General features: G+C 60.8%; 16 protein-coding genes. 8 read left to right on the forward strand and 8 right to left on the reverse strand.

All coding sequences use genetic code 11. From position 1 onward, the window contains the following. Positions 1 to 10: 10 nt before the first annotated feature. The gene (locus FHT69_RS28835; protein WP_132574825.1) at positions 11 to 229 is read right to left on the reverse strand and encodes an MbtH family protein; all 219 of its coding nucleotides are present in this window, start codon (positions 227 to 229) and stop codon (positions 11 to 13) included. Between the two features lie 194 nt (positions 230 to 423). Here FHT69_RS28835 and FHT69_RS28840 point away from each other — a divergent pair, with 194 nt between their 5' ends. From FHT69_RS28840 to FHT69_RS28850, 3 genes are read left to right on the forward strand one after another with little or no spacing between them, the layout of a single operon-like run. Beyond that, complete coding sequence (locus FHT69_RS28840) at positions 424 to 1,413, forward strand: GNAT family N-acetyltransferase (RefSeq protein WP_183906325.1); 990 nt, start codon at positions 424 to 426, stop codon at positions 1,411 to 1,413. Continuing rightward, positions 1,410 to 2,831: an MATE family efflux transporter gene (locus FHT69_RS28845; protein ID WP_183906298.1), complete on the forward strand. Its 1,422-nt coding sequence runs from the start codon at positions 1,410 to 1,412 to the stop codon at positions 2,829 to 2,831. Before FHT69_RS28840 ends, FHT69_RS28845 begins: the two co-directional genes overlap by 4 nt. A gap of 10 nt (positions 2,832 to 2,841) precedes the next feature. Next, positions 2,842 to 4,029 (forward strand): PLP-dependent transferase, encoded by a 1,188-nt coding sequence (locus FHT69_RS28850; RefSeq protein ID WP_047616705.1) that lies wholly within the window; start codon positions 2,842 to 2,844, stop codon positions 4,027 to 4,029. Here the strand turns inward: FHT69_RS28850 and FHT69_RS28855 are convergent. After that, the gene (locus FHT69_RS28855) at positions 3,920 to 4,579 is read right to left on the reverse strand and encodes a sigma-70 family RNA polymerase sigma factor (RefSeq protein WP_132574821.1); all 660 of its coding nucleotides are present in this window, start codon (positions 4,577 to 4,579) and stop codon (positions 3,920 to 3,922) included. The genes FHT69_RS28850 and FHT69_RS28855 overlap by 110 nt on opposite strands. 163 nt (positions 4,580 to 4,742) lie before the next feature. Between FHT69_RS28855 and FHT69_RS28860 the strand changes: the two genes are divergently transcribed. Next, a complete protein-coding gene (locus FHT69_RS28860; RefSeq protein WP_132574819.1) occupies positions 4,743 to 5,234 on the forward strand; it encodes an N-acetyltransferase in 492 nt (163 codons plus the stop codon). Positions 5,235 to 5,284: 50 nt separating this feature from the next. Here FHT69_RS28860 and fhuF read toward each other — a convergent pair whose 3' ends face one another. Both fhuF and FHT69_RS28870 read right to left on the reverse strand, forming a co-directional pair. Beyond that, on the reverse strand, positions 5,285 to 6,073 hold the full coding sequence (gene fhuF, locus FHT69_RS28865; protein WP_183906299.1) for a siderophore-iron reductase FhuF: 789 nt from the start codon (positions 6,071 to 6,073) through the stop codon (positions 5,285 to 5,287). A 2-nt stretch (positions 6,074 to 6,075) separates the two neighbouring features. Next, entirely contained in the window at positions 6,076 to 8,259 is a 2,184-nt protein-coding gene (locus FHT69_RS28870) for a TonB-dependent siderophore receptor (protein ID WP_183906300.1), read from the reverse strand. A gap of 424 nt (positions 8,260 to 8,683) precedes the next feature. Here FHT69_RS28870 and FHT69_RS28875 point away from each other — a divergent pair, with 424 nt between their 5' ends. Continuing rightward, positions 8,684 to 9,358, forward strand: a complete 675-nt coding sequence (locus FHT69_RS28875) for a L,D-transpeptidase (protein ID WP_183906301.1) — start codon at positions 8,684 to 8,686, stop codon at positions 9,356 to 9,358. Positions 9,359 to 9,371: 13 nt separating this feature from the next. Further along, positions 9,372 to 9,908: an OmpA family protein gene (locus tag FHT69_RS28880; protein WP_063474043.1), complete on the forward strand. Its 537-nt coding sequence runs from the start codon at positions 9,372 to 9,374 to the stop codon at positions 9,906 to 9,908. Between the two features lie 99 nt (positions 9,909 to 10,007). On the opposite strand, the gene FHT69_RS28885 is transcribed toward FHT69_RS28880, so the two are convergent. After that, positions 10,008 to 12,470 (reverse strand): glycoside hydrolase family 3 C-terminal domain-containing protein, encoded by a 2,463-nt coding sequence (locus FHT69_RS28885; RefSeq protein WP_183906302.1) that lies wholly within the window; start codon positions 12,468 to 12,470, stop codon positions 10,008 to 10,010. Positions 12,471 to 12,634: 164 nt separating this feature from the next. On the opposite strand from FHT69_RS28885, the gene FHT69_RS28890 reads away from it, so the two are divergent. Then, entirely contained in the window at positions 12,635 to 13,273 is a 639-nt protein-coding gene (locus FHT69_RS28890; protein ID WP_183906303.1) for a TetR/AcrR family transcriptional regulator, read from the forward strand. A gap of 62 nt (positions 13,274 to 13,335) precedes the next feature. On the opposite strand, the gene FHT69_RS28895 is transcribed toward FHT69_RS28890, so the two are convergent. Then, entirely contained in the window at positions 13,336 to 14,172 is an 837-nt protein-coding gene (locus FHT69_RS28895; RefSeq protein ID WP_183906304.1) for an alpha/beta hydrolase, read from the reverse strand. Between the two features lie 124 nt (positions 14,173 to 14,296). Between FHT69_RS28895 and FHT69_RS28900 the strand changes: the two genes are divergently transcribed. Further along, positions 14,297 to 15,259: a LysR family transcriptional regulator gene (locus tag FHT69_RS28900; RefSeq protein WP_168333294.1), complete on the forward strand. Its 963-nt coding sequence runs from the start codon at positions 14,297 to 14,299 to the stop codon at positions 15,257 to 15,259. Here FHT69_RS28900 and FHT69_RS28905 read toward each other — a convergent pair. Both FHT69_RS28905 and FHT69_RS28910 read right to left on the reverse strand, forming a co-directional pair. Continuing rightward, positions 15,229 to 17,223 (reverse strand): methyl-accepting chemotaxis protein, encoded by a 1,995-nt coding sequence (locus FHT69_RS28905; RefSeq protein WP_183906305.1) that lies wholly within the window; start codon positions 17,221 to 17,223, stop codon positions 15,229 to 15,231. The two genes, FHT69_RS28900 and FHT69_RS28905, sit on opposite strands and share 31 nt — an antisense overlap. Positions 17,224 to 17,561: 338 nt before the next feature. Next, the gene (locus FHT69_RS28910) at positions 17,562 to 20,588 is read right to left on the reverse strand and encodes an alpha-mannosidase (protein WP_183906306.1); all 3,027 of its coding nucleotides are present in this window, start codon (positions 20,586 to 20,588) and stop codon (positions 17,562 to 17,564) included. Positions 20,589 to 20,797 lie beyond the last annotated feature (209 nt).

Below are 20,797 nucleotides of genomic sequence, written 5' to 3' on the forward strand. Positions count from 1 at the left end.
TCCAGCCGTTTCAGAGACGCGCATCGCCTGATATCGCCAAGCGCAAGGAGAGCGGGCGCGGATCCGCCCAGACCTCGCGGATATGCGCCAGGCATTGCTGGCGCGAACCGGCAAAACCCGCGGGCTCCCAGCCGATGGGAATCCGCTTGTCCTGCGGCCAGACCGAGTAGCGATGCTCGGTGTCGATAACGGCGATCCAGAGATCGTCGTGGGGCTCAAGATTATTCATTCGCAGCTCCTGCGGTGATGATGGTCATGCGCAAATGACGGATCCGGCAGGCCGCAGTTTAGAAAATTGATGAGAATTTTTTTCTTCGCTTATCCCTAAATTCGGCGGGAGATGGATCGTCATTCTACCAAATCGGCGCAAGAGCTCGCTTCATGCTCACAGCGCCAAAGGCCCGACTCGGCAAGGAGAACATCATGGATTTCGACGCCGCCAAACAAAGGCGCGCTCTGCAGTCGCGCAGCTACGTCAGTCTCGCGCCCAATCTCATTCACCTCAAGACCGCCTATGGCCACCACGAAGCCGCATTCGAGGTGGAGGCCAGCGTAGCGTCGGTGACCTTCTACCATGGGGATCCGGTTCAATCGCCGGAGCTTCTGATGGCGGCGGCCGAAGCGGTGACGGCAGAAGATCGCTCGATCACCTCAGTCGTCTTCGAAGGGCATCAGACAAGCCTTCCCGGACACATTGCGGACGCAGGCGGAGGGCTCGATTCGGCGATCCTGTGGCAGTGGCCCTCGCTCTGGCTGCCGCAGCTATCCTATCCCCTGCCGCCCGTGCAGGAGATGACTGCGGGCCGCTATCATCCGCGCCGGCCGGCAAAGCCGAAGGGCACCATCTACAGGCGGTTCATCCCCTGGCTGGAGCGGGATATCACCTTCACGGTGGCCGATCCCGAGACCGATCTTGCAGTCTTTCATCGCTGGATGAACGACGAACAGGTCAACACGATCTGGGAGGATGCCGGCTCGATCGACAAACATCGGGAGATCCTGGAAGAGAGGATCGCCGATCCACATGTCCTGCCGCTGATCGGCAGTTTCGCAGATATCCCCTTCGGCTATTTCGAAGTCTACTGGGCCAAGGAGAACCGGCTCGGTCCCTTTTACGATGCCGACGACTATGATCGCGGTTGGCATGTCGCTATCGGCGAGCCCGATTATCGCGGCAAGAAATGGATCAGCGCCTGGCTTCCCTCGCTGATGCATTTCATCTTCCTCGACGATCCGCGCACCAAGCGCATCGTCGGCGAGCCGCGCGCCAGTCACGAGCAGCAGATCCGCAACCTCGATCGCTCCGGTTTTGCCAAGGTCAAGCATTTCGATTTTCCGCACAAGCGGGCGCTGCTCGTGATGCTCGGCCGCGAGCGTTTCTTCGGTGACCGTCTCTGGGTGCCTGCATCATGAACGACATGAGCGACGCAAGCGGCAGCTTCCGGAGACGGCAACGCCTCGCACCGGAGGACCTTGCCAGTCCCCAGCTTTTCAGGCTGCTGCTTCGGCTCGGACTGCCGGCCATGTTCGGCCTGTCGATCAACGCCACCCATCATACGATAAACATGGTCTTCGTCGGAATGATCGGGGAAGACCAGATCGCGGCGATCATGATCGTCCTGCCGATCCTGATGCTCATCGCCGCCTTCGGCGAAGGGATCGGCGTCGGTGTCGCAACAGAGGTCGGGCGGATGCTCGGCGCCGGCAACCGATCCCGGGCCGGCGCCATCGCCTCGATCAGCCTTGCGGCCGGTGTTGCCTTCGGCGCGGCCAGCGCTATCGCGATCGTCGCATTTCCGGATTTGCTGCTGGTCGGCGCCACGCCTGCCCTTCAGCCGCTCGCGCAGCATTATCTGATGATCATTGCGATCTCGGTGCCGCTGACGATGGCGCAGATCATTCTCGATTTCCTGGCGATCGCGGAAGGCAATGCCCGCTTCAGCATGTGGACGCTGGTCGCCTGCTTTGCGCTGAATATGATCCTCGACCCGATCATGATCTTCGGCTTCGGTCTCGGCCTGCAGGGCGTTGCAATCGCAACCATCCTGTCCCAGTTCGTCGCGCTTTGCATCTATGGCGCCTACCACGCCAGGCGGCTTGGGACGATCCGGCTGACATTTGGCTGGCGGTGGAGGGATATCGGCTCTTTCAGGCCGGTCCTTGCCGTGGGCGCGCCGACGACGCTGACGAGTCTCGCAACCGCAGGCGCGATTGCGGCAATGGTGTCGCTCGCCGGCACCTATCACGGAGAAGCCGGCATCGCCGGCATTGGCATTGCCTTGCGGCTGCTTGCTGTGGGAACGCTCCCCGTCATCGGCATTTCGCTCGGGGCCCAGTCGATCCTGAGCTTTGCCTGGGGTCGAGGCGATATGGCCCGGGTGCTGTCGGCAACCCGCATCCTGACAGTGGTCACCAGTGCAGTGAGTGGCGCCTATGGGCTCACCGCACTCGCCTTCTCCGAACAGCTTGCCTCCTTCTTCACCGACGATCCCACGGTGATTGGTATTGCGGGGCAAGCGATCATCGCAACCCATCTCCCGCTTCTGCTGTTCGGCCTGCGGCAAACGGTGCTGATCCTCTTCCAGGCTCAGGGCAGACCGAAAGCGGCGGTTGCGATTGGTCTGGCGCAGAATGGGTATCTGCTTTTTCCGCTGATGGCGCTCCTGCCGCCCTTTTTCGGCTTTTCAGGTTTGCTGGCAGCCATGTCCCTGGCCTCGGCCCTGACCGGCTTGCTGTCGGCCGTCTGCCTGATGAGCGCACTTCGCGCGCTGCGGCGGCGCTCCGCCGACCATCTGACCTCCATCCGTCCATATCCCAGCTTTTGTCCATGAGAGGATGACCATGAACCAGTCGATCAACCCGCACGACCTTGGCGCCCATGCGACCGCCGACGATCTCTTTACGCCTGTCGATCCGGCGGCATTCAACGCCGTGTCTCCGCCGATCTTCCAGACGTCCCTCTTCACCTACGACAGTTACGAGGCGATGGAGGATGTCTTTGCCGGCCGTACCCGCAACTATATCTATTCGCGCGGCGACAATCCGACGGTTCGCGAATTCGAACTCCTGGTCGCCCGCCTCGAGGGCGCAGAGGACGGACGCGCTTTCTCGAGCGGAACGGCGGCCATCACATCGACAATTCTCAGCCTCGTACAGGCGGGAGACCGGGTCGTTGCGGTCCGTCACCTCTACAACGATGTCTACCGCCTTCTGGTGAAGCTGCTCGGCAGGCTCGGGGTCGCGGTGGATTTCGTGGATCCTGCCGACCACGATGAGGTCCGCAAGGCGCTGTCGGGCGCCAAGCTGCTCTACCTCGAAAATCCCACATCCTTCGTCTTCGAGCTTCAGGACATTGCGGCGCTGTCGGCCATGGCAAAGGAGGCCGGCGTTACCACCGTCATCGACAATTCCTGGGCGACGCCGCTCTTTCAGAAACCGATCCAGCACGGCGTCGACATCGTCATTCACGCCGCCTCGAAATATCTCGGCGGTCACAGCGATACGGTCGCCGGCGTCGTCGTCGGCTCGAAGGAGGCCATCGCCAGGATCAATGCAACGTCCTACCCCTATGTCGGCGCCAAGCTTTCACCCTTCGAGGCCTGGCTGTTGCTGCGCGGCATGCGTACGCTGCGTGTGCGTCTCAAGGAGCATGAGCGCAGCGGGCTTTTGCTGGCCGGGCGGCTGAAGGAGCATTCCGCCATCGCACGCGTTCGTCATCCGGTGTTTCAGGACCATCCCGGCCGGGCAACGCTCACGGGTTACGCGGGGCTGTTTGCCTTCGATCTCAATCCCGATATCGATGTTGCGCGCTTCGTAAACAGCCTTCGCGACATCCGCCTCGGCGTCAGCTGGGGGGGACCGGAAACGCTGGTGGTCCCTGCCAAGGTCGCGCTGCAGATCCCCGACCGGATGACCTCTTTCATCCGGTTCGGCGTGAGCGAGCAGACGGTTCGTTTCGCCGTTGGCCTGGAAGAGCCGGAACTGTTGTGGAGCGATCTGCAGCAGGCGCTGCACGCAGCGAAACGGTAGGATCCTGCCGGCTTGCATGATCGGGGCGGGAAGCAGGTTCGGTGATTGCCAGATGGCAATGTTCCTCCGCCGCCTTGATCATGAAGTTGACGAGGGTCCTTGAGACGCCGAGTTCGGCTGCGATGTCCTTCTGCGGCACGCCGTTGAGGCGATGGCGAACGAAGGCATCATTGGTTCGCTTCGGCAGCGCCTCGAGCGAGGCAAGCACATTGCGCAAGGTCTCGGCGGCGACCAGCTGGTCGAGCACGGTGGGGATGGGAGCCGTGATCTCCTGAACCTGGTCTATCGACCTATAGTTGTTCATCTGCTGGCGTCGGCGGCGGCTCTCGTCGAGTGCGAGATTATAGACCATCCGGAAGGCGTAACCGATCGGGCAGCGAATGCCGTCGGTCTTGACCCCATAGGCTTTAATGACTCCATCCTGAAAGATATCTTCCGAATATAACTTTGATTTGACAACGCTTTCAATCGTTCTAAGGAGCTTGTCCTTGTTTTCGATCATGGCGTTGACAACGGCATTTCCGTTCACATCACGATGCAATGCTTGCATTGTCCTGTACCCTTTTACAAATGGAAAATCAGGCTCTGTCGTTGCTGGTCGGGTGCGGTCTTGGCGGGCCTTTTCGAGAAAAACTACACGATTTGATTGCAGTGTCTATTTTAAGGTGATAACAAGAGTCAAGTTTAAATCGACCTGATGAAAGCGAGAAAAAATGGGAAGGACAGTGGAGATCCTGACGGGCAAGGCGGAGCTCTGCCGATCGATCATGGGAGCTTTGCCCGACTGGTTTTCAGAACCGGAGGTGATCGAAGCGAGCGCCCGGGCGATCGAAGACCTGCCGGTGTTCGGCTATATCGAAACGGATGTCGTGACGGCATTGATGGCGCTTAAGCCGCACCCGCCCGGTGCCGTCGAGATCGCGCTGATTGCGACACGACCCGAACACCACGGTCGCGGCGCCGGACGCCATCTCATCGATGCGGCCGAACGCTTCGGCCATGAATCGGGCGCCCGGCTGCTGACGGTCAAGACGCTCGCCCCCCGCGGCTGCGACGAGCCACAATTCGAGGCGACGCGGCGCTTCTATGACCGGAACGGCTTCGTGCGCGCGGAGGTCTTTGCAAACCTCTGGCACGAGGACCATCCGTGCCTGTTCATGGTCAAGCCGCTCGCCGATGTCCCGGAAGGTCAGGAAATTGCGTAGAACACAAAAGGATAGGGCGGTTCGGCGCTTGCGTTAAAAGCTGAACCGCTCTAATGACGCCCATCCGGCAGCGGGCAGGCTTCACCGCAGCCACCGACTCCCGGCAGGTTATAACGCAGGCAGCAGACCTTCCGGCGGGCGAATTCGAGGCCGCATTGCTGTCGTGCGATGCGGATCATGCCGAACATCGGATTGCGCCTGCCGCACGGCCATACCGCCTCTTCCAGCAGGGCCATCCCGCCTTCGACGAGGCCGGGCTCGTGGCGATGGGCGATCTCCTTGAGAATCCAGGAGAGATACGCCGCAACATTGTTCCAGAGAAGCTTCGGAGCGACGGCGGCATTGGCGGCGATCGCCGCGATTACCGGCTCGACATGGCCGCGCATCAGCCAGTGAAGCTCAGCGGCCGGATCGGTGGTCGCCTCAGGCCTTTCGGACATCACGAATGCCTCCGGCTCGCCCGTATGTTCGTTGCAGACGAGGGAAAGCCGATCGATCTCCAGCGGCAGCCCGATCCGATGCACGAACATGTGGACGCTGGGAGCGATCGTCAGCATGCTGAAATAGTAGAGCGTCCACATGGAGACGATCGCGCGGCGGTCGCTGCCTGGAAACTTTTGCGCATAACGGCCGATGATCTCGTCGAAGATCGCCCGGTCGCAAAGATCCCTGCAGGGAACGACGATGCCTGTCTGCGGTGGCGCGCCGAGCAGCTTGCCGCGGCAATAGGAGAACGGACTGTCGCCCACCAGGCCGTCGAGGTCGACGGCCTGGTGGGCGACAGAATGATCGGCGATCGAATTCCGGCGCCGAGATGCCCCGTTCGTCCCTGTCGCCACGCCTACCACCGATACTTCAAGGTGGCTGTCATGTTGCGGCCCTGGCCGAGATAGCAGAAGCCCTCGTTGCAGACCGTGTCGCGGTGGTCGGCAATGTTGCGGATATTGAAGGCAGCCGTCAGGCCCTCGTATTTCTTGTCGACCACCCCGAAATCATAGGCGGCGGATGCGTCGACATAGAAGCTCGACGGGTTCTTCGAGGTGTTGGCCGTGTCCGTCCAGTTGTTGCTGATGTAGCGGACACCTGCGCCGAGCGAGAGGCCGTTGAAGGGATTGGTTTCCTGGAAAGTATAGTTGGCCCAGAGGCTTGCGACATGCGCGGGCGTGAAGGCCGGCGTGTTGCCCTCATTGTCGCCTCCGGTCACCTCGGAATGGTTGTAGGTGTAGGCCGCAATGATGTCGAGGCCGTCGGCAACTGCCGCACGCGCTTCAAGCTCGATGCCTTTTCCCGTCACTTCGCCGAGCGAATCATAGGCAAGGGTCAGCGGATTGACCAGCACAGGCTTGTTTTTTTCGACGATGTGATAGGCGACCGCCGACAGCAGGATGTCGGTGCCGGGCGGCTGGTACTTCACGCCGACCTCGTACTGTTCGCCCTCCGTCGGCTCCAGGATCTTGCCGGATGTCGACCGGTTGGTCACCGGATCGAACGAGGTCGCGTAGGAAACGAAGGGCGCAATGCCGTTGTCGAAGAGGTAAAGCGCACCGGCCTGCCAGGAGAAGGCATTCTTGTTGACGTCTTCCGAGTCGTTCAAGCCGAAAGAGGGGTAGGTCGTGTCGCGCGTCTGGTTCACCCAGGTCTGGCGGCCGCCGAGGTTGAAGCGCCAGTTTCCAGCCTCGATCTGGTCCAGGGCGTAAATGCCGACTTGGCGCATATCGGCATCGGCAACAATGAAGTTATAGTCCGGTGTAGCGCCCGAAACACCATAGGTCGGGTTGGCAATATCGAAATCGAATGCCGAGTTCACCGCCCCGATGCCGTAGCCCCAGTTCGACTGGAGATTGGTGTAGTCGAGCCCGAACAGCATCGTATGCGCAAGGGGACCCGTATCGAACTTTGCCTCGAGCTGGTTGTCGACCTGGAAGACGTTCATCTCGTCCCGGATCGAACTGGCGTTACGATGGGCGACAGTACCGGTCCAGCTGGAAACGCCGAGGTAACGAGCCCTAAGATCGAGATGCGAATAGCGCAGGTTCTGGCGGAACGTCAGGCCGTTGTCGAATTCGTGCTCGAACTGATAACCGACCTGCTGCTGCTTGACCTTCTGGTAGTCGTAATCGGGATCGCTCTGCCTTATGTCGAGAATCTTGCCGTCGACGGTCGTGATCGCGCCGACATTGGCATCGGTCTCGTCGGACTGCGCCAGGCCGTACAGCGTGAAGGACGTGCCTTCGTCGGGCTTCCAGGTGAAGGACGGCGCCAGGAAATACCGGTCGTCGGCAATATCGAAATTGTTGTCGCCGTGGCGTGCAAGGCCGACGATGCGATAGAGAAAATCGTCGTTCCCTTCGCTGATCGGCCCACCGAAATCGAACATCGCCTGAGCCCGATCCTTGGTGCTGTAGGAGATACCGACTTCGTGGATCGGCTCTTCGGTTGGAAGCTTCGATATCTTGTTCACCAAACCGCCCGGCGATCCCGATCCGTAGAGAACGGATACCGGCCCCTTGATCACCTCGACGCGCTGCAGTTGATATGGATCGGTGCGGAACATACCGTAATTGATATAAGGCTGGCGCAAGCTGTCGCGATAGTCACCGACCGTCGTGATGTTGAAGCCGCGAATGAAGATCTGATCGAAGCGCGGATCGAAGCCGTTCGGTCCGGTCGTCACGCCGGCCGAATAACGCACGGCCTCGATGATGCTCTGCGCGCCGCGCTGCTCGATTTCCTTCTCGGTGGTCACCGAGACCGAACGCGGCGTTTCGATGAGCGGCGTGTTGATTTTGGTCGCAGCCGAGCTGTTCTTGGCGGCAACGGAGGTCCGGTCGGTCTTGCTATCAGAGGATGCGCCGCCTTCAATGACGATCGGATCCAGCGCTGTCGCATTGGCATCGGCAGAAGTGCTCTGGGCTGCGGCCGGCGATGCTGCAATGCCGATCAGGACGATCGCTGTCGTGACAAATAGGCTATCTCTATAAATTCTCGATACGTTATTAGAAACATTCAAAAAAACACGCGCCATTGCTTGGTCCCTACCTCTCGGATGCGGGCGGAAACTATGGAGCGAAAGAGACCTTGTCAACATAAGATGATTATTTTAGTCACCTTTTAGTCGATAAAATCTACGCCTTCGACACTCCCGAAGAGGTTGCACGCAGATATCGGGCCAGCACGCTCTGCGCAGAGGTGAATTGCCATCGGAATCGGTTCTGTTGTGCGGGGCGCCTGGAGTGGGGGGCCTGGGCGACTGTCAACTGTCTGTCCGTTTGAGGGATCCGTATGTTTGTCTGGCGTACGATCGTCCGGGGTAACGACCATAGCAATACAGACCCATGAAACCGGAAAGGCGATCTCGGTCTTTATGGAAGAGAAGAATTTTCTGTTGTCGCAAATGAAAAATCTGATTTACTAATATTCCGCTGCTGGCTTTAAGGGGGATATTGCCGATGGTGGGGACCCGCAGGGATATTTTGCTTGGTGGTTTGGCGTTACTTGGCGTGGGTGCGATCCAGAAACCCGCCTTTGCCGTCGCGTCTTCCAATTTTGCCGGCACCGCCGTCGACAATGGCGTGACCTTCCAAAAGACCAACTTCGCCAAGATCGACAGGAAGTGGCACCGCCAAGTCGTCAAATATTTCAGCAGCGAGCCGATCGGCACCGTCGTCGTCGATACACGGCACCATTTTCTCTACGTCATCATGGAGAGCAAGACCGCCATTCGCTACGGCGTCGGCGTCGGCCGCGAGGGCTTCAAATGGTTTGGCCGGGCCACGATCGATGCTAAATCGCTTTGGCCGCGCTGGACGCCGCCGCCGGAGATGCGCAAGCGCCATCCCGAACTGCCGGAATTCGTGGCCGGAGGCTCGCCAAAGAACCCACTCGGGCCCCGCGCCATGTACCTGCATCGCGACGGCGTTGACACCGGCTATCGCTTCCATGGCACATTGGAGCCGTGGAGCATCGGCAAGGATGCCTCCAGCGGATGTATCCGCATGTTCAACGAAGACGCCATCGATCTTTACCAGCGTTGCCCCATCGGCACCGCTGTACAGGTTCTGCCGCATATTGCCGATCAGGCTGAAAGTGCAGCTCAGGTCAGTCAAGCAACTCCGGTCCAATAAGGAATATCCCCTGATGTCTGCGATGACCGGATATACGAGGCGCCTTCTCGCCGCGGCCATGCTCCTGGCGCTTGCCGCCTGCTCCACCACCAAGATCGCCTCCCTGGAAGAACCAACGGCTGCGCCGATGACCGGCCAGACCAACGATCCCGCGCCCGGTTTCGAAAATGTCGCGGCTGGCAGCGAGGAGGATTTCATCCTCAATGTCGGCCGACGGATCTACTTCACGCAAGATTCCGCCACGCTCGATTCCGTCGCCATGGCAACGTTGGATAACCAGGCCATCTGGCTCAACAAGAACCCGACCTGGCTGCTCAAGCTGCAGGGATTTGCCGACGATTCCGGCTCCGCATCGAAAATGCAGACGCTGTCGCAGAAGCGCGCCGATGCGGCGATGGCCTATCTCGTCTCGAAGGGCGTGGACGCCAGGCGCATGTGGGCCAAGGGCTACGGCAACGACCGCGAAGTCCGCGACTGCACGGAGCGCTCCTGCAGGGTGCAGAACCGGCGCGTCGTCACCAATCTGCGCACTCAGCCCGACGCGGCCTGATCCAGCTCCAGCCACTCAACGCCTGGCGCGGAGGCGTCAACCGCTATCGACCGTATCGGCTAGGCCCAGCTCAAATACGAATGGGCCGCCAGCCTGCCGTTAATACGAAGCCGGCAGCCGATACTCGAGTGGTGACGGCAGGTCGATGACGAACCTGATATCCGCGGCATTCGCCGCCACGACCAGTTGGTAGCCGCCCGCTTCGGCGCGGAAGACGCCGGCCTCGACGTCGAAATAGGCGAGGTCGCGCGGCAGGATCTTCAGGTCGGCCGTGCCAGTCTCACCAGGGAGCAACGAAAGCTTTGCGAAAGCGCGCAGCTCTTTGTCCGGCCGCTCTACCTTGGACTTTGGCGAGCGCACATAGAGTTGGATCAGTTCCGATCCGGCGCGGTCGCCGACATTGGTCACATCGATGCTGACAGTCAGGCCTTCGGGACCCATTTCGTTGGCCGAGAGCCGCGGCTCGCCCCAGTTGAAGCGGGTATAGCCAAGGCCGAAACCGAAGGGGAAGAGCGGTTCGACAGCGCGTGTATCGTGATGACGATAACCGACGAAGACGCCTTCGGCGTAGCGCACGTGGCCATCCTTACCCGGATAGACGGCTGGATCGCCTGTGATTGCGGAATTGTCGGCAAGCGCCTTGGGGAATGTCTGCGGCAGGCGTCCGCCGGGCTCGGCATCGCCGAACAGGACATCGGCGACGGCGTTGCCCAGCTCCTGACCGGGATACCAGATCTGCAGCACGGCGCGGACCTTGCCGAGCCAGGGCATTTCCACCGGACCGCCCGTCTGCAGCACGACGACGGTGTTGGCATTGGCAGCCGCAACCCGCGCGATCAGTTCCTCCTGCCGACCCGGAAGCCGCATGTCGGGCAGGTCCAAACCTTCGGTATCCCATTCGCCGTCGCGGCCGACGAAGAGGAGCGCGACATCGGCGTTCAGAGCCATCTCGACAGCTTCCTGGATATCGGCCTCACCCAAGGGCTTTTCGACGCCGAACCGAATGGCCGTGAGATTGATCCCCAGCCCGTTCGCCAGCGGCGGGTCATATTCGACGGTCACGGCATGGGCTCGGCCCGCATCGAGCGTAACCATGCTGCGCTGTTCGTCATTGGCCGTGCCGAAATAATTCTCGCCGCGGGTCCAGCCGTCATGGCCGTCAACCGTCAGCCTGCCATCGACGAAGAGCCGCGCCAGTCCGGCATTGGTCATGCCGAAGACATGATCGCCGCTCTCCTCCGGCACGAATTGCATCGTCATCCGGGCCGAGAAATCGGTGGGGTCGAGTTCGCCCGAAGGCAGCTCGAACCAGAAGAACTCGCCCTTGTCGACGGTCTCGACGTGAATGGGCTTGCCCTGGCAGCCGCGCCCCTTGAAATATTCGACGGTGATCTTTCCCTTGAACACTTCGACCAGACGGTTATGGCGGCAACCGACGGCGTGGCTGACGCTATTGGCGTTGGCAAGGGCCGCGCGGATTCCTTCGAGCGGACTGATCGTATAATGCGCCGCGATCTGCGCGCTGCCGCCGCCCATGACGCGCGCGCTCGCAGCGTTGGGTCCGATGACGGCAAGCCGGTCGAGCGAAGTCTTGGCAAGTGGCAGGATGCCGTCGTTCTTCAGAAGGACTGCGCCTTCTGCGCCGATGCGCCGGATCAGCGCCCGGTCCTCCGGCAGGTCGACCGCCTGCTCCGTGACATCGGGCGTCGCCTCGAAGGCGCCCACCCGCTCGAGCAGACGCAGGATACGCCGCGCCGCCGCCCGCACGGTGGCGGCTTCGACCTTCCCCTCGCGGACGGCCGCAACCAGTTTCTCGCCGCGATCACGCGCCGGACCCGGCATTTCGAGATCAAGACCGGCATTGATCGTCTCGGCCGTCGAATGCGAACCGAACCAGTCGGACATGACGATACCGTCGAAGCCCCATTCCTGGCGCAGCACCTTGGTCAACAGCCACTCGTGCTCACTCGTATAGGTGCCGTTGAGGCGGTTATAGGAGGACATGACGGCCATCACGCCGGCGCGCCTGACAGCCTGTTCGAAGGGCGGAAAGTAGATTTCGCGCAGCGCCCGCTCGTCGATATCGGAAGACATGGTCTGCCGCTCGATCTCGGATTCGTTGCCGGCGAAGTGCTTGATCGTCGCCGCGATCCCCTGGCTCTGCACGCCCTTGATGTAGGCAACGGCGAGTTCCGCGGTCAGCATCGGATCCTCGGAATAACATTCGAAATTCCGCCCGTTGAGACCGGAACGATGGATATTCACCGTGGGCGCTAGCAGCACCGCGGCCCCCTTGCTCTTTGCCTGATGGGCAAGCGCCACGCCCATGCGCCCGACGAGATCGGGATTCCAGGTGGCGCCGAGCGCGATGGCAGTGGGAAAGCAGGTCGCCTTGACGCCGCCGACCAGCGAACCCGCGCCGCGCGCGCCATTCGGTCCGTCCGTCACCTTGATTTTCGGCACACCAAGACGCTCGACGGGAACCGTCGTCCAGAAATCGGCGCCTGATAACAGCGAGACTTGCTCCTCGAGCGTCATCTTGTCGAGAATGGAATCGATCATGCAAACCTCCCCTTGAACTGGAATTCGGGCGCTGTGCGGCGGCGCCAGGCGTGCGCGACTGCTCCGCGCCATGCAATTATTAAACTTACCGATTACTCGGTATTTTTAAGATGTCAACCGCCTAAGCCTGATGTATGGATTGAGAGTGCCGAAGAGGAGAGACGATGGCAGAGTTTGCCGAATTGAAGTCTGGACAGGAGGAAAAGCGACGACGCAGATCCCGCAAGGGCGAGGCGCGCCGCGCGGAGATCCTGACGGCCGCGATGCGGCGCTTCGCCGAAGACGGCTACCAGAATGCCGCCATCGGCGATGTGGCCCGCGACGTCGGCCTGTCGCTGCCCGGCCTGCTGCACCACTTCCCGACCAAAGTCGATCTGCTGCTCGCCATTCTGGACAAGCGCGATCTCGAAAGCGAAAGCTTCATCGGCATCCATCGTGCCGACCTGCGTGGCCTTCTCAAAGGTATGGTCGAGGTCTTCCGCCGTAACGCCGAAATGGTCGAGGTCATCAGGGCCTTCGCTATCCTGAATGCCGAGAGCCTGATGAAGGACCACCCGGCCAAGGCATGGTTTCTCAATCGCGCCACCCAGTTGCAGAACGATATCGCCGCGACCGTCGACCGGGCTGTTGCCGATGGCTCGATAGACGGCAGGATCGATGGCAAGGCGATGGCGGCCGAGCTGATTGCGATGATGGATGGCCTGCAAATGCTCTGGCTGCGCGATCCCGCGCGTTTCGATATGGTCGGCGGGTTGGAAGCCTATGTCAGCCGCCTGCTGGCGAGCCTTGGTCTGGAGGATTGAGCTTTGGCTTGCGGTTCTGTGCTCGGGAGCCGGTCGAGGATGACGCCCGATCGGCAGATCTATCATCCATCAAAGCGCGCCAACCAGTCGATAATTCGGCTTACCGCTTCGGAATACCTCTGTCCGACAAGCAGACCCGTATGTGTCGTGCCCCGGAGCCCCAGGTACTCGCCGCCGATGTGGCGAGCCGTCGCCCTGCCTCGATGATCATCGGATTCATCGTTGACGGCGCAAATGACGAGGCTGGGACAGGTGATCCTCTCGCCTTCGACGGAAATCCCCTCCGCCCCGAAATGAAAGGAAAATGCGCAGAATGCCTTTGCAGATTCCATGGACAGGTACTTCCGCTGGAATGCGATATCCTCGAATGTTTCATCGATACTCATTTGCTCGTCGCGTGCGGGCGCGGGGACCACGAGGCCGGGCATTCTTAACGCGAGATCGCGATAGGGCACTTCGGCATGCACTTCCCTGCAAATGCTGGAATCGATCAGCGCCAGTCCGGCAATCCCCACGCTTTCCGCCAGCTTTTGGCTCAGGATTCCTCCCATGCTGAATCCGATCACGATGGGAGGAGTTCCACATTCCTCGACGATTTCGGAGATCACCAGCCGGATGTCTTCCAGGTAATCTTCAAACAGGATTTTTGTGAAATCCGCCGACCTGCTTTTGTAGTGGCCTCGCAGGTTGATGCAATAAGAGTTCCATCCCGCCGATATGCAATGCGGAATGTACTTGCTCCACATCCAGCTCCCGGTAAAGGCGCCGTGGACGAAGAGCAAAGGCGGCCGAACGGACTGCCTTGAATCACCGCGCCCATGAAATATTTCCAGAAATAAGTCATTCTCTCCGATGTATTTTTCCGTGTGCTCGGGTCGTTCTTTTGCATAGTCCCGCATATCGCTCACTCCTTTGATATTGGCTGGCCGCGCATTCAGACAGAGGATATTTCCTATGCAATATTGATCAATTACCGCTCCTGGACTTACATAAAGGACAAAATGTCTTGAATTGGGTGTTGATGTGGAGAGTCTCGCAGGCGTTGTCGCCTTCGTTTACGCCGCCGAACAACAGAGCTATGTCGCAGCCGCCAGGGTTGCCGGAGTTTCGCCGTCGGCGATCGGAAAAGCCGTGGCGCGCCTCGAAAGCCGGCTGGGCGTGCGGCTCTTCAACCGGACGACGCGCAGTATCAGCCTGACCGAGGAAGGAGCCGTTCTCTACGAGCGCTACAAACGCATCCTCGACGACATGGATGACGCAGAGGCTACAGTCTCACGAAGCCGGGAACGCCCAAGGGGACGCCTGCGTGTCAGCGTGCCGCATATCGTCGGACATCACCTTCTTATGCCGATCCTGCCGATCTTTGCCGAGCGATTTCCCGAGATCGAGCTGGACATCGATTTCGAAGACAGGGTCATAGACCTAGTCGCAGAGGGCCTGGATGTCGTCGTGCGCAGCGGTGAGCTTGCCGATGCACGATTGATTGCCCGCCATCTCGGCGATCAACATTTCGTCGTTTGCGGAAGTCCCGATTATCTCAAGCGCCATGGGCGACCGGAGACCCCGGATGATCTCTCCCGACATGCCTGCATTCACTTCAAATACCCGTCCAGCGGTCGTGTCGCGCGGTGGGCATTCCGCCCGCCATGCGAGCGGCTGCTTTTGCCGAGAAGCCTGACATTCAACAACACGGATGCAGGTCTGCGAGCAGCACGGGACGGTTTGGGCCTTGCGCATCTGCCCGTCTACGTCGCAGAGCCCGATATGCGAACCGGAAATTTGGTCCCCGTCCTCACCTCCTTCATGGTACCGTACGGTTCGCTCTCGCTCGTCTGGCCATCCAATCGTCAGCTTTCACCAAAAGTCCGCGCTTTCGTGGATTTTGTGGTTGCGAACTTTGCCGCCCGCCCTGACGCTTTTCGACCGGCGGCAATCACGGCAGCCGCCACGGCAACTTATCTGCCAAATGCGCCTGCCAGCCTCTGACCGAGCGCGCGCGCAGGAGAGATCGCCGGTCTGCTTTCCGACGTGACGGCGCGTGGGGCTACTTGAGCGGCATCCAGTTTGAAGCGGGCGATCAATCGGGCGAGATTCGCCGCCTCGTCCGCCAGCCGGTTCGTGGCTGCGGTCGATTCCTCCACCATCGCCGCATTCTGCTGCGTCACCTGATCCATCTGATTGACGGCAGTACTGACCTCGGAGAGGCCGGTCGACTGCTCCCTTGCCGCCGTCGCGATCGAGCGCACATGCTCGTCGATCTTGACCACCTGGCCCTGGATATCGCCAAGCGCCTCACCCGTCGCCGTCACCAGCTTCACCCCGGAATGGACTTCGCTGCTGGAGCGGTTGATCAGCACCTTGATGTCCTTGGCCGCATTGGCCGAGCGTTGCGCCAATTCGCGCACCTCTTGTGCGACGACGGCAAAGCCCTTGCCGGCCTCACCGGCGCGTGCCGCCTCGACCCCCGCATTGAGCGCCAGAAGATTGGTCTGGAAGGCGATCTCGTCGATAACGTTGATAATCTGGACGATTTCGCCGGAGGCCTGCTCGATCCGCCCCATGGCCGAAACGGCCTGGCTGACGACGGCGCTCGACTGCCCGGCGTTTTTCTTCGCCTCATCCACCATGTGGCTGGCTTCCAGTGCCCGCTCGGTCGAGTTCTTCACTGCGACGGTGATCTCCTCCAGGGCAGAGGAGGTTTCCTCCAGCGACGCCGCCTGCTGCTCGGTGCGTTTCGACAGATCTCCAGAGGCAATCCGCATTTCGCCGGCGCCGCCGTTGATGATGTCGACAGCGGCGCGCACCTCGCCGAGAACGGAGCGCAGGCTGACCATCGTCGCGTTGACGTTTTCCTTGAGCTCGCCAAAGGCGCCCTGGAATTCGCCCCTCATGTTCTCGGTCAGGTCGCCGTCGGCGAGCGCAGCAACCACGCGACAGGTCTCGGCGATTCCGCGGTTGACTGCCGCAACGAGGTCATTCACGCCCGATGCGAATTGGTTCAGGTCCTGATAGCCATATTCCACGACGGCGCGACGCGTGAAGTCTCCGGCAACCGCTGCGGTGATGACCGCGTCGATGTTCATCTGCATTTCAATGACCTTCGCCCGCTTATCCGCACCGGCAGCGTCCAACTCACGCACCTTGATGCCGTTTTGCTTGAAGATCTCGACGGCGCGGGCCATCTGGCCGATTTCGTCGCGTCGATTGGCGAAGGGGATTTCGGCAGCGAGATTGCCCTCTGCAAGCTTGCTCATGCTTGCGGTAATCCGGCCGATCGGCTTTGCAATCACGCGAGCGCCAAAGACCGCAGCGCCGATCAGCGTGGCGATGGTCAGCAGGCCGATGCCAAGATTGAGGCTTAGAACGAGAAGAGTGCCGGCATCCGCCTCTTCCTCAGCCATTGTCGCCATCGCCTTTGCGGCGTCCACCCCTTCATCGATCAGCTGGGCTGTCTCGTCTGAAATTGCCAACAATTTTACCTGAACGTCCTTCTCCTTTGCGTTAAGCGAAGGATCGCCGGCCTTGAGGGCAAGCTTTGCCTTGACGATTTCGGCCATGTCGTCGGTGGCGGCATAAAGCCTGTCGCCCAACGCCTTGAGCTTCACGATCCGGTCCCTGTTGACCTGCAATCGCAACCCCTCCATGGCATCGTCCAGATATTTTATAACCGAGTGATGGCGTGCGGCGATGTAGTCGGCTGCCTTGGCAATCTCATCCGTGGAAGTGGCGAGACGCAGATCACGCACGCCGACCTGCAAGCCGCGCAACGACGCCTTGGCATCGACCAGATCGCGCGAGACGATCAACTGCTCGTCCCGGTATTTCGCGCGCTGAGCGACATGCTGGCCTCCCTGCCAGACGGTAAGGAGCATAACCGCAACCAGCAAAATGCCGATGGCGGAAAGCATGGCCAGTTTGGTGCTGATGCGCGAAAAGATACTTGCGGGCATGTGTCAGTTCCTGCTTAGCGCAAACAGGAGTCCTCATATCCCCTGCCGGCTACGGAATGGGTGATCGACTTCATTCGATCGCCACCTATGCGACCGACGTTCCGAGATCACCTTCGCTTCCGAGGGGAGTCTTTTTGTCGTGGCCACAGCCGACTAACAGCCGATAAGAAACTAATAAAAAGTTCCATTTTCGCCGCGCTTGGGACTTGTCTGCGCGATCGGGATAATGAATGCCGAAAGCGGACATCGCTGGCGACCAGCCCGGTTGCACGGGCTGCGCCCGGTAACTGCTCCGCCGCAAACGAAGCGGCGGAGCGTGATCTCCCAGGCAAGCGGCGTCAGGCTTTTTGCAGCCTCCAAGTCCTGACTTCGAACGGCATGATGTCGGCAGGTCCAATCCGCTCCATCGGCTCTTCGAGAATGTTCAGCGGCTGCGATGCCGCCCATCCGGAAGGCAGGCCGAGGGAGAGCCGGCCGCGCCGGCCGGCCGGTTCGTAGAGGCGCAGGATGAGGCCATCGCCTTCTTCCGCCGGCTTCAGGCCCGAGAAAGCGACGGGTGTGCCGTTGACGGTAAGCGGCGCGAAAGTGCCGGCGGAGAGGCCGCTGGCTTCGGCCGCGACGAGCGGCTGATTGAGATCGATCGCCTCGTCGAGAACACCGCCTTCATGCCAGGCACCCTCATGCGGCATCAGCGCATAGGTAAAGCTCTGTTCGCCTTCATCGGCCAGCGGATCCGGATAGATCGGCCCGCGCACCAGGCTCATGCCGATCACATTGCCGCGGGCGCTATGGCCATATTTGGCATTGTTGAGCAGCGCGACGCCGAAGCCCGGCTCGCTGATATCGACGAAGCGATGCGCGACAGCCTCGAACATCGCCTGTTCCCAGGAGGTGTTCGTATGGGTTGCCCGCTCGACGACGCCGAAAGCGCATTCGAACGTCGCCTTCCGGGTCTGGACGGCGACCGGGTTCAGCGTACGCAGAAGGGTGCGGCGGTCGTGCCAGTCGATCGTCGTTTCGATGTCGAGCCGCCGGGCGTTGGCCGTCAGCACATAGGTCTGCGTGACGCTTGAATTCCGGTAGCGGTAAACGACGCGGATCGCTGCGCGGTGCGGGCCTTCTTCGACGAGCGCGATGCTCTCCGGCGTGTCGAGGCGAATGGCCTTTTCGGCATAATCCGCATCGATGTCCCAGGCGTCCCAGTTGCGCGGCTTGTCGGCCGGATAGACCCAGAGCTGATTTGCCGAGCCGTCGATCGCTTCCCGGCCCGTTGCCTTGTGGATGAGGCTGACAACCGCGCCGTCCTCGCCGATGCCGACGGAGATGTGGTCGTTTTCGAGACGGTCGGAGCCTGCCCTCAGCCCGCCCGCCGGCTTGAGCGCGCGCTTGTCGAAGACCGCGACGGACAAGGGGGCGACGAGATCGGCGGCCGCGACGACCGTGCCATCGGAGAGCGTTGTGCTGAGTGGCCTGGCCGCAAGAGACGGATTGACGACGACGAGGGCGTCTCCAACCCCGCCCTTCGGCAGATTGGCAGACAGCGCCCGCAATGACTTTGCCTGCTCGGCCTTGGCATGGTCGATGACCCCGCCCAGTTCCTGCTCGGCATCCTGATAGACCTCACGGATACTCGAGCCCGGCAGAATGTCGTGAAATTCGTTCTTCAACACTACGCGCCAATCGGCTTCGAGGCTTTGGGGCCTGCCTGCTCCGAGCATATGCGCCAGCGAAGCGATGGTTTCCGCGGTGATCAGCGCACGTTCGGCCTGGCGATGCTTGCGCTTGACGCCGCTTTGCGACGTCAGCGTAGCGCGGTGCAGTTCGAGATAGATTTCACCGTCCCACACGGGAAGGGTCTTTTCCCCAGCAGTGCGGTGCGCCTGCTCGTAATAGCTTTTGACGGTGCCCCAGCGTGCCTGCGGGATCGCCGGGAAATCGCGCAGCTGCACTTCGCGCTCGACCATTTCCGGCGTGACGCCGCCGCCGCCGTCGCCGTAGCCGACGGCCAGAAGCGACGTATGGTGCTGCGTCTTGCCGCGGAAATTCTTCCATGTCGGCACGAAGCAATCGGGCTGCACGAAGCCGTTGTAACCCTGCATCGGATTGTCGAACGTATGGGTCAGCACCCGGCTGCCGTCGAGCCCCTTCCACCAGAAGAGATCGGAGGGAATATGGTTGGTCTCGCTCCAATTGACCTTGATCGTGAAGAAGCTGTCGATGCCGCCCTGTCTCAGGATCTGCGGCAGCGCGCCGGAGAAGCCGAAGCAATCCGGCAACCAGCAAACCGTATGGCGCGTGCCGAAGGTCTTCTCGAAATAACGCTGGCCGTAGAGAACCTGACGGGCGAGACTTTCACCGGTCGGCATGTTCGTATCGGGTTCCACCCACATGCCGCCGACGGTTTCCCACTTACCTTCGGCGACCTTCTGCTTGATGCGCTCGAGAAGGTCCGGGTCTTCCTCCTCCATCTGCGCGTAATAATGGGCGGTCGATTGATTGAAACGAAAATCATCGGAGCGCTCCATCAGCGACAGCGCCGTATTGAAGGTGCGTCGCATTTTCCGCCGCGTCTCGCGATAGGGCCAGAGCCAGGCGAGATCGATATGCGCATGCCCCGTGAGCAGCAGTTCTCCATTCGGCGGAAAGCGCTTCTGCAGCTCCTTCAGCCGCGCCGTCAGAGCCTCGAAGGCCGTAGCTGCCGAAGCGCTTTGCTCGTCCGTGAGGCCCGCCGGATTAGCTTCAAGCTCCGGCAGTTCCCAGATTTTCTGCTGCATGACCGCGCCTGACGTGCGGGAGATGTAAGCCGCCGTATCCGACGGCCAGTCGAGGCTGCGCAGCGCATGTTCGGCGGCATCCATCAGATGCGGCACGACTTCATGCTCGCCGAGCGCCTCGATCGCCTCGGCAACCTGCTTCAACAGAAGATGCAGACGGTGAGCGGGACCGTCGAGCCAGATAAACCGGGCCTTGTTGAGCCGCGGTGCGCGATTGGGCTCGCCGAACGGAAAACGGGCGACGGTTTCCGTTGCGATTGAAAAGCGGCGGCCCTTCAGCGGGAATTCCTGATGATAGGGATCGAGACCGAATGTTTCCGTCTCGCCGTCGGGATAGCTCAGCGTAATCAGGCTCTCGCCACCGAGATCGAGCTGCAGGCGAATACCGTCGAGAGGCCACGCTTCGGGTGCCTCGGCGGTTGCAGCAAAATGCACCACCCCCTGGCGGTGCGGCCAATCCTGGTGATGTGCGATCGGCTCTCCCTCGAAGGTCCAGCCGTCGATCGCAGCACTGTGTCGATCCCGCCAATGAGCGAGCTCGGCAATGCGGACTTTCAGACGATCGAGACGCTGGGCAATGGTCAGAGGCATGGCTTATCCTATTGAAAATCGACGGCGACAATCCGTGGTCATAGTTTTGGGAGATGAAGATGGTGCGACCGGCATCGCGATTTGCCCGGTCTCCTCCTCCAAGCAATTCCGAGAGCTTTAGATTAAGTAACTTTGATTTCCCGTCAAGCCCGTAAGAAATTCATTGCGGTGGACGCAGGCGTGATACACAAGCGTCTTGTAGCTCTAAG

The organism is Rhizobium sp. BK008 (assembly GCF_014197345.1).
Lineage (GTDB): Bacteria > Pseudomonadota > Alphaproteobacteria > Rhizobiales > Rhizobiaceae > Rhizobium > Rhizobium anhuiense.